Origin of the sequence: Collimonas sp. OK412, from assembly GCF_900112135.1 — a bacterium.
Taxonomy (GTDB): Bacteria; Pseudomonadota; Gammaproteobacteria; order Burkholderiales; family Burkholderiaceae_D; genus Collimonas; species Collimonas rhizosphaerae.
The window spans coordinates 100,963-114,994 of the sequence record NZ_FOLC01000002.1 but is presented as its reverse complement, the minus strand read 5'-3'; the positions used below and the strand labels follow the sequence as shown (position 1 = coordinate 114,994).

The following is a 14,032-nucleotide window of genomic DNA, read 5'->3' as shown; positions in this document are numbered from 1 at the left end:
TCTTCGACGTTTACGGTTGTCGTCCGCGCTAGTTCTTCAACCCTTGGTGCAACACCGGTCAAGACTTGGCGGTGCTGCCTGCATAATCGATCAGCAAGCTGACAGGACCGACCAGCGGGATCTTTTTCTGGTACGCAAAGCTGATCTGGATATCGTCGCCATTCTTGGTGATTTCCAGGTCTTTTCCTGAAATCGCATCGATGTAGCCCACCTCGGCCTGCTTGTTGAACGCATTCTGGATTTCCTGCACCGTGGTGCCGGACGTCCGGGCTGCGGCGATCGCTTTCTTGATCGAAAAATATTCGATCGTGGTCGGCGTCACCTTGGCCACCAGCACACCGATACAGCCGAGGACCGCCAACACAACGATCAGGCCGAATAATGTAATGCCCTGCTGCTTCCGTGTAGATCCGGAAATTCTTGTCATCCCTGACTCCGCAATGGTTTAAATGGTTTATTTAAAGAAAGTGCCGATACGTTTGAAATTGCCTAAGTTCATCCAGACCAAAAATGCTTTTCCAACAATATTCTCATCCGGTACGAATCCCCAGTAACGGCTGTCTTCGCTGTTATCCCGATTATCCCCCATCATGAAATAATTTCCAGCAGGAACGGTACAGGTAAAACCTTCAGGGTTATAGGAACAAGCGTCCTTGTTAGGGAAATCCATCACGCCTTCCAGCGAAATCGGTGGCCGGCCGCTGCGCACTGCGATCGTATGTTGCACGTTTGACAGGTTTTCCGTGAATTGCTGGGAGTAGTCCAGGCTGTCTTCATTCAGGTAATCCGGCAACGACACATAAGAAAGAGCTTGACCGTTAATCGTTAAGCGCTTGTTTTGGTAAGTTATTTTATCACCGGGCACCCCAACCACGCGCTTGATGTAATCGAGCGACATATCCTTGGGATATTTGAACACCATCACGTCGCCGCGCTGCGGGTTATTCATTTCGATCACTTTTTTATTCAGGATCGGCAAGCGGATACCGTAAGTAAACTTGTTGACCAGGATCAGGTCGCCCACCAGCAAGGTCGGCACCATCGAACTCGATGGAATCTTGAACGGCTCGTACAGGAACGAGCGCAAGAAAAACACCATGGCGATCACCGGGAAGAAACTGCCGGAATACTCAACCCAGGTCGGCTGGCGCAGCAGGTTCGCCTCCAGCGCAGCGCGGCCGCTGTTCTCCAGCTTGATGCCGTCGGCGCTCAGCTTGGCGTTGCGCGCATCGAATTCAGCCAGCGCGGCGTCGGCCTTGGCGCGCCGCTGCTTGCTCAGGTAGAAGCGGTCAAAAAACCAGATGATGCCGGTGACAACAGTCAAGACAAACAGGATTAATGCGAAATTTCCTAAGATTGATTGCAATGTCATTTTTCATCCACTTGTAAGATTGCCAGGAATGCTTCTTGCGGGATCTCGACGGAACCCACCTGCTTCATCCGTTTTTTACCGGCCTTCTGCTTTTCCAGCAATTTGCGCTTGCGGCTGATGTCGCCGCCGTAGCATTTCGCCAGCACGTTCTTGCGCAGAGCCTTGACGTTTTCGCGCGAAATGATATTGGCGCCGATCGCTGCCTGGATCGCGACATCGAACATCTGGCGCGGAATCAGCTCGCGCATCTTGGCCGCCACTGCCCGGCCGCGGTACTGGCTGTTGGCGCGGTGCACGATGATCGCCAGCGCATCGACCTTTTCGCTGTTGATCAGCATGTCGACCTTGACCACGTCGGCCGAACGGTATTCCTTGAATTCGTAGTCCATCGAGGCGTAACCGCGCGACGTCGATTTCAGGCGGTCGAAGAAATCGAGCACCACCTCCGCCATCGGGATTTCATAAGTCAGCTTGACCTGCTTGCCGTGGTAGCTCATGTCGATCTGCTGCCCGCGCTTCTGGGTGCACAGCGTAATGACCGAACCCACATATTCCTGCGGCATGTACAGGTTGACGGTGACGATCGGTTCGCGCACTTCTTCGATATTCGACGGATCGGGCATCTTCGACGGATTGTCCACCAGCATGATGGTGCCGTCGCGCTTCACCACCTCGTAGATCACGGTAGGCGCGGTAGTGATCAAGTCCATGTCGAACTCGCGCTCCAGGCGCTCCTGGACGATTTCCATGTGCAGCAAACCGAGGAAGCCGCAGCGGAAACCGAATCCCAGCGCTTGCGATACCTCTGGCTCATACTGCAAGGCAGCGTCGTTCAGCTTGAGCTTTTCCAGCGAGTCGCGCAACGCATCGTACTGGTTGGCCTCGACCGGGAACAAGCCGGCGAACACCTGCGGCTGCACTTCCTTGAAGCCGGGCAAGGCCGCCGCTGCGGGCTTGCCGGCCAGGGTGACGGTATCGCCTACCTTGGCGGCCTTGAGCTCCTTGATGCCGGCGATGATGAAACCCACCTGGCCGGCCGAAAGCGATTCGCGGGCCTGCGATTTAGGCGTAAACACGCCAACGCTCTCCGTCAGATGCTGGGAACCGGTAGCCATCAGCAGGATCTTGTCTTTAGGACGCAGCGTACCGTTCTTGATACGCACCAGCATCACGACGCCGACATAGTTGTCGAACCAGGAATCGACGATCAGGGCTTGCAAAGGGGCGTCCGGATCGCCTTTCGGCGGCGGCACCTTGACGATCAGCGACTCCAGCACCTCGCGCACGCCAAGCCCGGTCTTGGCCGAGCAATGCACGGCATCGTGGGCATCGATCCCGATCACGTCTTCGATTTCGGCGATCGCGTTGTCGGGATCGGCGGAAGGCAGGTCGATCTTGTTCAATACCGGCACCACTTCCACACCCAGGTCAAGCGCGGTATAGCAGTTGGCCACGGTCTGGGCTTCCACTCCTTGCGAGGCGTCGACCACCAGCAGCGCGCCTTCGCAGGCGGACAGCGAACGGCTGACTTCGTAGCTGAAGTCGACGTGGCCCGGGGTATCGATCAGGTTCAGGTTGTAGACCTGCCCGTCCAGCGCCTTGTAGGACAGCGCCGCGGTCTGGGCCTTGATCGTGATGCCGCGCTCGCGCTCGATATCCATCGAGTCGAGCACCTGAGCTTCCATTTCACGATCAGACAAGCCGCCGCAGGATTGGATGATACGGTCCGCCAGGGTAGATTTACCGTGGTCGATATGGGCGATGATGGAGAAATTACGGATGTTGTTCATTGACAGACGCGATTACAAAAAAAGCGCTCTGAGCCGGGCTCAGCGCGGTGTTTCGCATTTGACGAAACACTGCACATGTGTCCCAGGCGAGCGCCTTTTATGACAGGTTATTCAGTGCCGTCATTTTACCGGATTTCAGAGGGGAAAACCGACAAATCAAAGGCCTGAAGATATTGCCTTCCAGTATAACAAGGAAAGCGTTTTATCAACATACTCCTATAAGTATCTTAAAAGCACCTTAAAACAAGGGCCGCAAGAGACTCTTTTTTTATCTCCCGGCAGGAGTATGTGAAAGATAATTTTCCGGGCAGAAATGATTTATTATATTTTTAACAATTAAAATGCCTGGCTGGCCGCCGTTCAGATGCCGTCGCCTAAAAATCTCTTTATTGCTTCGGCATCAAGAAAATAATGACAAAGCTGCACCGGCGGCTTGCCGTCCTTGCTCCCGGCAAGCACCGGGACCAGCTCATCATATCTGGCCACCAGCCCAGGATCGGCATCGACATCGACCAGCTCGACAGTAAACCAGCCGGCCGCGCTTTCGTCCGGCGCCTGCAAAGCCAGCAGCGCCTGGCGCATGTCTTCGCACAAATGGCAGTAGGACCGGCTATATAGCGTGAAGTGAAATCTTGACATCCCTGGACCCTGGAACACATGGGGCGGCAAGCCGCACCGGCAAAAACAAAAAGCTGCAGGCCTCGACAGCCTGCAGCTCCGGATAACGACAATCAGCGCAGTCAGCTGCCTGGGCGCAGCGGGACGAATTGCGACGACTCGCCGCGGCGCACCAGCAGCACCGCCATTTTCTTCGGCTCCAGTTTGGCAACCAGGGCGTTGAACTGCTTGGCGTCCTTGATATCGGTATTGTTCAAGCGCTGCACCACATCGCCGGCACGCAAGCCGGCCCGCGCCGCACTGCCTTCGGACGTCTCGATCATCACTCCGCCGTCGACGCCCAATTCTTTCTTCTTGGCTTCGCTCAGGTCACTGACTGTCAGGCCCAGTGCGTTGGCAACCTGCTCCTTCTTCTTCGGCTTGGCGTCGTCGTCCGCGGCGACCTTGTCGGCCGCCAGTTCGGTGATCGTGATCGGGAAGTCGCGGCTGCTGCCCTTGCGCCAGACGCTGATGGTGCCGCGCGCACCCGGCTTGGTATTGCCGACCAGGCGCGGCAGGTCGTTCGCCTTGTCGATTGCCACACCGTTGAATTTCAGGATGATGTCGCCGGCCTGCAAGCCCGCCTTGGCTGCCGGTCCGTCAGCTTCGACCCGCGCCACCAGCGCGCCTTCAGCCTTGGGCAAGCCCAGCGATTCGGCCACGTCCTTGGTCACTTCGCCGATCTGCACGCCGATCCGGCCGCGCGTCACCTTGCCCGAAGCTTTCAGCTGGTCCGACACGCGCATGGCTTCGTCGATCGGGACCGCAAACGAAATCCCCATGAAACCGCCGGAACGGCTGTAGATCTGCGAGTTGATGCCGACCACTTCGCCGCGCATGTTGATCAACGGCCCGCCGGAATTGCCTGGATTGACCGCAACGTCAGTCTGGATCAGAGGCAGGTAGTCGCCGGTGTCGCGCGCTTTCGCCGAAATGATGCCGGCGGTCACGGTGTTCTCGAGGCCGAACGGCGAGCCGATCGCCAGCACCCATTCGCCAGCCTTGATCTTGTCGGAATCGCCCATCGTCAGGCGCGGCAGGTTGGCGCCGTCGATTTTCAGCAAGGCGACATCGCTGCGCGTGTCGGCACCGATCACCTTGGCTTTGAATTCGCGTTTGTCGGTCAGTGTCACATACACTTCGCTGGCGCCGTCGATCACATGGGCGTTGGTCATGACATAACCATCGGTCGAAATCACGAAGCCGGAGCCGACTCCGCGCGGCACCTCTTCCTGCTGCTTGGGATCAGCCTTGCGGCCGCGCTGGCCGGGAACCTGCGGGCGCGGCATGTTGGGAATCGGGACGCCGAAAAAGCGGCGGAAAAAATCCTGCATTTCGTCGTCGCTAGGGTCGCCCGAATCGCCCTGGCCGGAACCGCTTTTGACTTTTTCAGTAGTACGGATATTGACCACCGCAGGGCCGGTTTTTTCGACGATGTCGGTAAAATCCGGCAATCCGGATACCGGCGCGGCAATCGCCTGAGGGCCGGCGCCAAGCATGGCGGGAACAAAAAAAGTGGCTGTCGCAGCGACAACCATGGCAGATAAAACGGAACGAACCGGAACAGGCATTTTCGTAGTCATAAAGTTTTATTTGTTTTTGAGTTCAATCGAATTCGCCACCTGCCTCATTGCCGCAGGCGGCACATCGCCCACAATCGTCAGCCAATAATCCCCTTGCCGCTTGCCGACGATATTCAATGCTCCCTGCTGCAAGGATCCTTCGGTACGGCTCTGGCTGCCCGGTTCGATAAAGATCGAAATCGCCACCAGCCCGTCGGAAAAAATCAGCTGCGATACTTCGCGCCGCATTGCCGCTGTGCCGGCAGCGCTCTTCGAAGACGGCGCATCGGCCACCAAGCGCTTAAGTTCGCGTACTTTCTTGAAACCGGGAGGCATGCCGGTAACCGTCCATTCGTTCAGATTGGTCGGATTGATCACGCTGCTTTCCGTGTGCCAGGAACTGGTGTTGCCAAAGCTCGGCTTCAGGTGGCTGTGATCGATGTTGCCGATGCCGATCTGGGTAAACGAAATCTGCTCGACGATCTCGTTCTTGCCGTTCAGCGTTTGCGCCCGCAACAGCAGGCCGGAATTTTTTTCCGCCCACAGCTTGTAGCCGTAACGCATGTTGTCCTTGGGCTCCAGCAGCACTGCCTGGCAGTCGAACCCGGCTACCCGCCCGGTTTCGCCCATTTTGACATTGTAGTAATCCGTCAGGTCGGCCGGCAGCGCTGCCAGGATGGCAGGAAAACCGTCTTGCGTGACGCGCTTCTCGACAATCTTGGTCCGCGTCTCCGGCATATAGCAGGTAACATCTTCGTTACGCCGGATATATTCGCGCGGCTGTCCGTCGAGAATCTCCAGTTTCTCTATTTCATTCCGGCCTTCCAGCACATGCGTGATACGCGAGGTGCGTATCTGGTTCGCCTGCTGATAAATGAAAGTGCCGGAATAATTCAGCCTTTGCGCCGCCGACTGGATTTTTTTCAACAGCGCCTGCGCCTCCTGCTTGTCAGCCGCGTTTGCAGCATCGGTGCTTTCCGCGTGCGCGGAAAGCACCATGACCAGCGACAGAACGACTCCCAGCAAGACCCGCGTCTGCCGCATATTAGTTATTAGCATCAGGGGCAAATGTAGCCGGCCGAGCGTATTGCGCAGCGCTATAAAGAGAAGGAGAGAAACGTTGATGCGCTGTCAGATATTCGTCCATCCGCGAATCCCGCAGCACTTCTCCGGCATGCGTGACGACATGGTCGTCGCTGACAGCGGATGCGGACGCCAGCGTCATCTGCTGTGCCGCCGGACCGCTGACTACCACCGTCTGCGGAGTGATGATGAACGCCGCCGCGGCTACGGCAGCAGCCGCCATGCCAGGCAAGGCAAAGCGCTTGATGGTGCGCCTGACGCCTATCACGCCGACGCGTACAGGCTGGCCGCCACCGACAGCAATCTGTTCGGACGGCTGCGAAGTGACGGCCAAGGGCGCGGCAATGATAGCCGGCTCGGCATCCAGCCGCGCTGCCATGCGGGCGGAAAAATCCGCGCTCATGGTCAACGCCATATCGTCCGAACGCATGATGTCGCCTATCTGATGATAGACGTCCCACGCGTCGCGGCCATCCGCTTGGCGCAAAGCCGCCAGCGCCATATCCACATAGGCGTCGGACAATTCCCCGTCAGCCAAGGCAGAGATCTGCTCTTGGGTTATATCTTTGGTATTCATAAGTCACCTTAAAACCTGGCCAACCCCTTCGTTCCCGAAAAACCGCTATCTTTTTTACCAACGTTTGTCGATGGCCGTATCCAGCAATGGCCTCAACTTATCTGCGATAGCTTCCCGTGCTCTAAATATCCGACTGCGTACCGTTCCTATCGGACATCCCATTGCTTCAGCAATTTCGTCATAACTCAATCCCTCAATCTCGCGCAAGGTAATCGCCGTACGCAGTTCTGCCGGCAGTGCCTCCATCGCAGTATTCACGGTTTGTGCTATCTGCTTGGTGGCCAGCAAGGATTCCGGAGTGTTTATATCCCTTAGTTGCTCGCCATCGTCAAAAGTTTCTGCTTCCTCAGAATTTGCCTCGGTTGAGGTGGGCGCCCTGCGCCCTTGCGTCACCAGGTAGTTCTTCGCAGTGTTGATGCCAATCCGATACAGCCAGGTGTAAAAGGCCGAGTCGCCCCTAAACTGAGGCAGCGCCCGGTACGCCTTGATAAAGGCTTCCTGCACAACATCCTCGGCTTCTGCCTGGTCGCGCACCAGCCGCGAAACAAGACGCATCAGCTTGCGTTGGTATTTAATTACCAAGAGCTCGAACGCCTTCTTATCGCCACGCTGTACGCGCTCGACAAGCAGTTGATCAATTTCGCGTTCTGTCGTCAATCCCCATTCCCTTGTTTTGTTGCGACTTGCGTACGGGCGCGGAAATAGATAGTAAGCAATGACAAAAGTTCAATACCATGCTTATGCATTATCCAATCCAGCGAGTCCCGTTCTATTCGTCCGCGCCGCAATCCAGCGGCATGCCACGGATAAATTTCTGAAAGCATCGTCAGAGACACAGTCAGGCAGTATAGCGATTGTTCGGACCGAGCCGCTATCCAATCGAAGGTGCAGCAGCAGTAAATGTGACCAGAGAGTAGTGCCACCAAGCAATCTCGCTGGCGATGGCATCTGTTTTTTGGTAGACGGGGTTACCACATCGGCAATCCTGATGCGACCGCTTCCGGAAATATCGATGTGAACAGCTTGCCTGCTACGATAGTAGCGCGTTATTCCGTAAATAGCCGCTGCTAAACACAGCAAGGCCAGAGCAAGGCGCTCGGGTAACGCTAAATCGCCGACAGCACCGGCGGCAATCAATGCGCCTGTCGATGCGGCCAGCAGACATTGCAGGCCAACCAGCGCTGACAGCACCCTGGAGGGCTGGATCACGACTGACTGGGCGATCGACATCATGGCAAGCTTAAAACGGATTTCGAACCGGTATCCGCGGAGACCGGTTCGAAGCCTGCTGCAAAAGTTTAGATTTTGCCAAAAACCAAGGTGCCATTCGTGCCGCCAAAGCCGAATGAGTTTTTGACTGCGATGTCTATTTTCATGTCCCGCGCGGTATTGGCGCAGTAATCAAGATCGCACTCAGGATCCTGGTTGAAAATATTGGTAGTCGGCGGCGATATCTGATTGTGCAAGGCCAGCACGGTAAACACCGACTCCAGGCCGCCAGCGCCACCCAGCAAATGGCCGGTCATCGACTTGGTCGAATTGACCACCAGTTTGTAAGCGTGATCGCCGAAAGCCGCCTTGATTGCTTCGGTTTCGTTTTTGTCGCCCAGCGGGGTCGAAGTGCCGTGTGCATTCAGGTATTGGACCTGGTCAGCGTTGACGCCCGCATCGCGCAAGGCATTGCCCACGCAACGGCGCGGGCCATCCAGGCTAGGCGCAGTCATGTGGTAAGCATCGCCGCTCATGCCGAAGCCGAGCAGTTCTGCGTAAATCTTGGCGCCGCGCGCCTTGGCGTGTTCGTATTCTTCGAGCACCAGCACGCCGGCGCCCTCGCCCAATACGAAACCGTCGCGATCCTTGTCCCATGGACGCGAGGCGGTAGCAGGATCGTCGTTGCGCGCCGACAAGGCACGCGCCGAGGCAAAACCGCCGACCCCCAGCGGGGACACGCTTGATTCCGCACCGCCGGCGATCATCACGTCGGCATCGCCGTACTGGATCATGCGACCGGCTGCACCGATGCAATGCAAGCCTGTGGTGCAGGCAGTCACGATCGCCAGATTCGGTCCTTTCAGACCGTATTTGATCGACAGGTTGCCGGAAATCATGTTGATGATCGATGCCGGGATGAAGAACGGACTGATCCGGCGCGGGCCGCGACTGGTCAGTTCGGCATGCGTTTCTTCGATCAAAGGCAGACCGCCAATGCCGGAGCCGATGATGACGCCTATCCGCTCAGCATTAGTTTCAGTTACTTCCAGGCCACTGTCTTGCATCGCCTGCATCCCCGCCGCCATGCCGTAGTGGATAAAAGTATCCATATGGCGTGCTTCTTTGGCAGGAATGTAATCTTCGATATTGAAGCCCTTCACTTCTCCCGCAAAACGCGTGGAAAAAGCGGTGGCATCAAACTTAGTGATGGCTGCGATCCCTGACTTGCCTGAGATAATCGCACTCCACGCATCGGCAATCGTATTGCCGACCGGTGAAATGCAACCCAGGCCAGTGATCACAACGCGACGTTCACGTGTGCGGCTCAAGCGGTTCTCCTGGATACATTCAAAGCTTGCTTAGGCCTTAACGTGAGCCGTAGCGTAATCGATAGCCTGTTGCACTGTAGTGATCTTTTCAGCTTGTTCGTCAGGGATTTCCATTTCGAACTCATCTTCCAGCGCCATCACCAGTTCAACTGTATCGAGCGAATCAGCACCCAGGTCGTTGACAAACGACGACTCGGTTTTGATGTCAGCTTCTGCGACGCCCAGTTGCTCAGCGACGATTTTTTTAACGCGTTGTTCGATATCGGACATGTGATGCCTCCATTAGGTTACAGAAAGTGCGCGCATTTTAGCAGGTTTGCGCATTGAAAATTTACTTTCGACATTAGTCTTTAAGATTTAACAAAACCATGCCAAAAGCTTCTAAATAGGTACTACTTACATTTAACTCTGAAATAAGCCCGAAACTGCAGGCTTGCTTCAGTTCATGTACATGCCGCCGTTCACGTGCAAAGTGGTGCCGGTAATGTAGCCGGCTTGCGGGGACGCCAGGAAAACCACCGCTGCCGCCACATCGTCGGCTGCGCCCAGCCGTCCCAGCGGGATCTGCTGCAGCAATGAAGCGTGCTGCTGCTCGCCCAGGCCCTTGGTCATGTCGGTGTCGATAAAACCCGGCGCGACGCAATTGACCGTGATGTTGCGGCTGCCGATCTCACGCGCCAGCGCCCGGCTCATGCCGGATACGCCGGCCTTGGCGGCCGCATAGTTCATTTGCCCCGGATTGCCGGCCGAACCGACTACCGAAGTGATATTGATGATGCGGCCGTGCTTGGCCTTCATCATGCCACGCAAGACGGCGCGCGACAAACGCGCCACGGCGGTCAGGTTGGTGGAGATGACCGCATCCCATTCCTCGTCCTTCATGCGCATCGCCAGCTGATCCTGGGTAATGCCTGCATTATTGACAAGAATCGACAAACTGCCAAACTCTTTCTGCGTCAGCTCGACCGCCGCGGCGCAGCCGGCGGCGTCATTCACATTCAGCACGATACCGCGGCCGTTGCCCGGCTGGCTAGCCTCCAGGTATTCGGTGATCGCCGCAGCACCCGCCTCGGAGGTTGCCGTACCGATCACCTTGGCGCCGCGCTGGAGCAGTTGCAATGCGATCGCCCGGCCGATGCCACGGGATGCGCCCGTAACCAAAGCCACCTGGCCGATCAAATCCTGTGAAACTGTAATTGGTAAAGTCACTTGAATGTCTCCAACATTTTATCCAGCGACGCCTGGTCGATAATCATGTCGCTGATCAGGCTGTCATTAATACGCTTGGTCAAGCCAGCAAGAACCTTGCCCGGACCGCATTCAACCACATGGGTGACGCCTACGGCAGCAATTTTCTGCACCGTTTCCACCCAGCGCACCGGACTGGCCGCTTGCCGCACCAGCGCATCCTTGATGGCTTCCGGATCATTGACGATGGCGACATCGACGTTATTGATCAGCGCAATCTGCGGCGCGGTGAAAACCAGGCCTTGCATGTATTCACGCAAACGATCCGACGCCGGCTTCAGCAACGAGGAATGAAATGGGGCCGATACCGGCAATGGCAAGGCGCGTTTCGCACCTTTTTCTTTGGCCGCGATACAAGCGCGCTCGATTGCACCTTTATGGCCGGCGATGACTACCTGCGCCGGCGCATTGAAATTCACCGCTTCGACGATTTCGCCCTGGGCCGCAGCCGCGCAGACTGCACGCACATCTTCATCTGACAAACCGAGGATAACGGCCATGCCGCCCTGCCCGACCGGCACCGCTTGCTGCATCGCCTGCGCACGAAAGCGCACCAGCGGCACGGCATCCTTGAATGCGATCACGCCGGCGGCAACCAGGGCCGAATACTCGCCCAGGCTGTGGCCGGCCACCAGCGCCGGCGCCTTGCCGCCGGCGGCCAGCCAGGCCCGATAGCAGGCAACTGCGGCAGTCAGCATGACCGGCTGCGTATTGGTGGTCAGATCCAGCTCTTCTTTCGGTCCTTCGGCAATCAGCTTGCCAAGATCGAATTGCAGCGCCTCAGAAGCTTCTGCGACAGTGTCTTTTACTACCGGATTGTCGGAAAAACCGTTCAGCATGCCAACGGCTTGCGAACCTTGGCCTGGAAAAACAAAAGCGAATTTATTCATGCCTTACCTAATTGGGTATCAAATTTATCAAACACACGCTGGCATATAGCAGCGCTCTGGCGGCAACCTGCCGCCCGGACTCGAAGCGCTTACATCCGCGCCAGGATGGCGCCCCAGGTAAAGCCGCCGCCGACACCTTCCATCATGACATTATGGCCAGGCTTGACGCGGCCGTCGCGCACGGCCTGGTCCAAGGCCAGCGGAATCGATGCCGCCGAAGTATTGCCATGCTGGTCCACCGTCACTACCATGCGATCGTTGTCCAGGCCCAGCTTGCGGGCGGTGCTTTGCATGATGCGGATATTGGCCTGGTGGGGAATCAGCCAATCGATCTCGGAAGCCGACATGCCGGCTATCTGCAAGGTCTCGTTGGCGACTTTTTCCAGCACCGAGACCGCCAGCTTGAATACCGCCTGGCCGTCCATGTACAAGAAAGCGCTGCCCTCGACCGCGCCGGAGCTTACCTTGCCCGGCACACACAGGATATCTTTATGGCGGCCATCGGCGTGCAGCTTGGTGGCAAGGATGCCCGGCTCGGCGGAGGCGGTCATGACCACCGCGCCGGCGCCGTCGCCAAACAGCACGCAAGTGGTGCGGTCTTCAAAATTCAGGATCCGGGAAAAAACCTCGGTGCCGATCACCAGCACGTTCTTGTGCGCACCGGACTTGATGAAGCTGTCCGCGATCGACACTGCATACACAAACCCGCTGCACACCGCCTGCACATCAAACGCTGCGCCGCCATTGGCGATGCCGAGTTTTTGCTGCACTACGCAGGCTGTGCTGGGGAAGCCGCCGAAATGATCCGGGGTCGAAGTGGCGACGATCACCAGGTCGATATCGTCAGGCTGCATGCGCGCCATGTCCAGCGCCTGCCTGGCCGCGGCTACCGCGAGATCGCTGGATTGCACATCGGCTTCAGCGTAATGGCGCGCGGCAATGCCGCTGCGGGAAAAAATCCATTCATGCGATGTCTCTATGCCCTTTTCGGCAAGCTGCGCAGTGAGTTCCTGATTGCTTACCCGCTTCGGCGGCAAATAGCTGCCGGTACCGACAATTTTGCTATATGTAGTCATGCTGTCTTTTGTTGGGTTGATTCAGTATTAACGATATCGCCGGACGCGCCGTCCGCAGCTGCGGCAGCGTTGTCGGCTTGCGGCATCAGCTCCGCAATCGTGGTCGCAATACGAGACAATACATCATATTTGGCTGCATCGAATGCACGCTGTATGGCCCACTCGTAGCCATAGGCGTCAGCGCCGCCATGGCTCTTGAAAACCAGCCCGCGCAAGCCCAGCAGGCTGGCGCCGTTATAGCGCGAAGGATTCAGGCGGCGCGAGATGGCCTTGATCGCGCCGCGGGCGATCACCGCGCCCAGCATGTTCAAGATGCCGCTCTTGAATTCGGTCGTCAATACGGTCTTGACGAAACGGCCCAGGCCTTCGGAAGCCTTGAGCGTGACATTGCCGACAAAACCGTCGCAGACGACGATATCCGTAGTGCCTTCGAAGATATCGTTGCCTTCGACATTGCCATAGAAATTCAGGATACCTTTTTCGTGATCGGCGCGCAGCAGTTCCGCCGTCTGCTTGACCACTTCATTGCCCTTGATCGCTTCTTCGCCGACGTTCAGCAAACCGATCGTCGGCCGCGGCTTGCCTTCCATGGCCGACACCAGGGCCGACCCCATCAAGGCGAACTGGTGCAGGTGCAAGGGTTCGCAATCGACGTTGGCGCCCAGGTCGAGCATGTAGGTCGGACCGTCTTTCTGGTTGGGGAGAATGGTGCAGATCGCCGGGCGGTCAACGCCGTGCAAGGTCTTCAGCAGATAGCGGGAAACGGCCATCAGGGCGCCGGTATTGCCCGCCGATACGCATGCCTGCACCTGCTGGTCTTTGACCAGGCGCAGGGCGACACGCATTGAGGAATCTTTTTTGCGGCGCAATGCAGTTTCGATGGAGTCATCCATCGTCACCACTTCGGATGCATGGTGCACCGATAAGCGCGGATGGGAACTTGCCTTGTGCTTTTTCAGCTGCGCCCGGATTTCCTCTTCGAGGCCAACCAGCACCAATTCGGCCTCAGGCTCGCGATTGGCAAATGCAACAGCAGCAGGAACGGTAACCGACGGGCCGTGATCGCCACCCATGCAGTCGATAGAAATTTTGATTGTCATTGTTTTGATTCAGTGCCTACTCTAAGCCGTATTATGAGGCAGATTGGGCGCGATTCAAAATGACGCGATAGAGGGCGTGTTGACCTATTCTGCATACAAAAACGGCGCACTGAGAAACTCATCGCGCCGCCTTCAAC

At 57.0% G+C, this 14,032-nt stretch carries 15 protein-coding genes; all 15 read right to left on the bottom strand.

From position 1 onward, the window contains the following. Positions 1-58: 58 nt before the first annotated feature. Entirely contained in the window at positions 59-427 is a 369-nt protein-coding gene (locus BM062_RS02990) for a DUF4845 domain-containing protein (protein ID WP_092392929.1), read from the bottom strand. 27 nt (positions 428-454) lie between these two features. After that, positions 455-1,372 (bottom strand): signal peptidase I, encoded by a 918-nt coding sequence (gene lepB / locus BM062_RS02985; RefSeq protein WP_092392926.1) that lies wholly within the window; start codon positions 1,370-1,372, stop codon positions 455-457. Further along, positions 1,369-3,162 carry a translation elongation factor 4 gene (gene lepA / locus BM062_RS02980; RefSeq protein WP_092392923.1) on the bottom strand — a complete coding sequence of 598 codons (1,794 nt, stop codon included), beginning with the start codon at positions 3,160-3,162 and terminating at the stop codon, positions 1,369-1,371. The genes lepB and lepA overlap by 4 nt, the downstream gene beginning before the upstream one ends. 360 nt (positions 3,163-3,522) lie before the next feature. After that, positions 3,523-3,801, bottom strand: a complete 279-nt coding sequence (locus tag BM062_RS02975) for a glutaredoxin family protein (protein WP_092392920.1) — start codon at positions 3,799-3,801, stop codon at positions 3,523-3,525. Between the two features lie 101 nt (positions 3,802-3,902). Continuing rightward, entirely contained in the window at positions 3,903-5,390 is a 1,488-nt protein-coding gene (locus BM062_RS02970) for a DegQ family serine endoprotease (protein WP_254784882.1), read from the bottom strand. A gap of 18 nt (positions 5,391-5,408) precedes the next feature. Then, positions 5,409-6,440, bottom strand: a complete 1,032-nt coding sequence (locus BM062_RS02965; protein WP_254784881.1) for a MucB/RseB C-terminal domain-containing protein — start codon at positions 6,438-6,440, stop codon at positions 5,409-5,411. Then, complete coding sequence (locus BM062_RS02960) at positions 6,427-7,041, bottom strand: sigma-E factor negative regulatory protein (RefSeq protein ID WP_092392911.1); 615 nt, start codon at positions 7,039-7,041, stop codon at positions 6,427-6,429. Before BM062_RS02960 ends, BM062_RS02965 begins: the two co-directional genes overlap by 14 nt. 54 nt (positions 7,042-7,095) lie before the next feature. Next, positions 7,096-7,698, bottom strand: coding sequence for an RNA polymerase sigma factor RpoE (gene rpoE / locus BM062_RS02955; protein WP_014006857.1), 603 nt, complete (start codon positions 7,696-7,698; stop codon positions 7,096-7,098). Positions 7,699-7,779: 81 nt separating this feature from the next. Continuing rightward, positions 7,780-8,274, bottom strand: a complete 495-nt coding sequence (locus BM062_RS24920; protein ID WP_139219976.1) for a protein YgfX — start codon at positions 8,272-8,274, stop codon at positions 7,780-7,782. A gap of 65 nt (positions 8,275-8,339) precedes the next feature. Continuing rightward, positions 8,340-9,581, bottom strand: a complete 1,242-nt coding sequence (fabF, locus tag BM062_RS02950; RefSeq protein WP_092392908.1) for a beta-ketoacyl-ACP synthase II — start codon at positions 9,579-9,581, stop codon at positions 8,340-8,342. A 30-nt stretch (positions 9,582-9,611) separates the two neighbouring features. Then, the gene (acpP, locus tag BM062_RS02945; RefSeq protein ID WP_014006859.1) at positions 9,612-9,851 is read right to left on the bottom strand and encodes an acyl carrier protein; all 240 of its coding nucleotides are present in this window, start codon (positions 9,849-9,851) and stop codon (positions 9,612-9,614) included. A gap of 168 nt (positions 9,852-10,019) precedes the next feature. Then, entirely contained in the window at positions 10,020-10,790 is a 771-nt protein-coding gene (gene fabG / locus BM062_RS02940) for a 3-oxoacyl-ACP reductase FabG (protein ID WP_092392905.1), read from the bottom strand. Then, the gene (fabD, locus tag BM062_RS02935; protein ID WP_092392902.1) at positions 10,787-11,719 is read right to left on the bottom strand and encodes an ACP S-malonyltransferase; all 933 of its coding nucleotides are present in this window, start codon (positions 11,717-11,719) and stop codon (positions 10,787-10,789) included. Before fabD ends, fabG begins: the two co-directional genes overlap by 4 nt. An 89-nt stretch (positions 11,720-11,808) precedes the next feature. Then, positions 11,809-12,795 (bottom strand): beta-ketoacyl-ACP synthase III, encoded by a 987-nt coding sequence (locus tag BM062_RS02930; protein WP_092392899.1) that lies wholly within the window; start codon positions 12,793-12,795, stop codon positions 11,809-11,811. After that, on the bottom strand, positions 12,792-13,895 hold the full coding sequence (plsX, locus tag BM062_RS02925; RefSeq protein ID WP_092392896.1) for a phosphate acyltransferase PlsX: 1,104 nt from the start codon (positions 13,893-13,895) through the stop codon (positions 12,792-12,794). The genes BM062_RS02930 and plsX overlap by 4 nt, the downstream gene beginning before the upstream one ends. Positions 13,896-14,032: the final 137 nt, after the last annotated feature.

Bases quoted from the DNA above. Each gene is read 5' to 3' on its own strand.
- lepB (WP_092392926.1), bottom strand. From the start codon at position 1,372: ATGACATTGCAATCAATCTTAGGAAATTTCGCATTAATCCTGTTTGTC.
- BM062_RS02930 (WP_092392899.1), bottom strand. From the start codon at position 12,795: ATGACTACATATAGCAAAATTGTCGGTACCGGCAGCTATTTGCCGCCG.
- BM062_RS02960 (WP_092392911.1), bottom strand. From the start codon at position 7,041: ATGAATACCAAAGATATAACCCAAGAGCAGATCTCTGCCTTGGCTGAC.
- BM062_RS24920 (WP_139219976.1), bottom strand. From the start codon at position 8,274: ATGATGTCGATCGCCCAGTCAGTCGTGATCCAGCCCTCCAGGGTGCTG.
- acpP (WP_014006859.1), bottom strand. From the start codon at position 9,851: ATGTCCGATATCGAACAACGCGTTAAAAAAATCGTCGCTGAGCAACTG.
- BM062_RS02990 (WP_092392929.1), bottom strand. From the start codon at position 427: ATGACAAGAATTTCCGGATCTACACGGAAGCAGCAGGGCATTACATTA.
- fabD (WP_092392902.1), bottom strand. From the start codon at position 11,719: ATGAATAAATTCGCTTTTGTTTTTCCAGGCCAAGGTTCGCAAGCCGTT.
- plsX (WP_092392896.1), bottom strand. From the start codon at position 13,895: ATGACAATCAAAATTTCTATCGACTGCATGGGTGGCGATCACGGCCCG.
- BM062_RS02970 (WP_254784882.1), bottom strand. From the start codon at position 5,390: ATGCCTGTTCCGGTTCGTTCCGTTTTATCTGCCATGGTTGTCGCTGCG.
- lepA (WP_092392923.1), bottom strand. From the start codon at position 3,162: ATGAACAACATCCGTAATTTCTCCATCATCGCCCATATCGACCACGGT.
- BM062_RS02975 (WP_092392920.1), bottom strand. From the start codon at position 3,801: ATGTCAAGATTTCACTTCACGCTATATAGCCGGTCCTACTGCCATTTG.
- BM062_RS02965 (WP_254784881.1), bottom strand. From the start codon at position 6,440: ATGCTAATAACTAATATGCGGCAGACGCGGGTCTTGCTGGGAGTCGTT.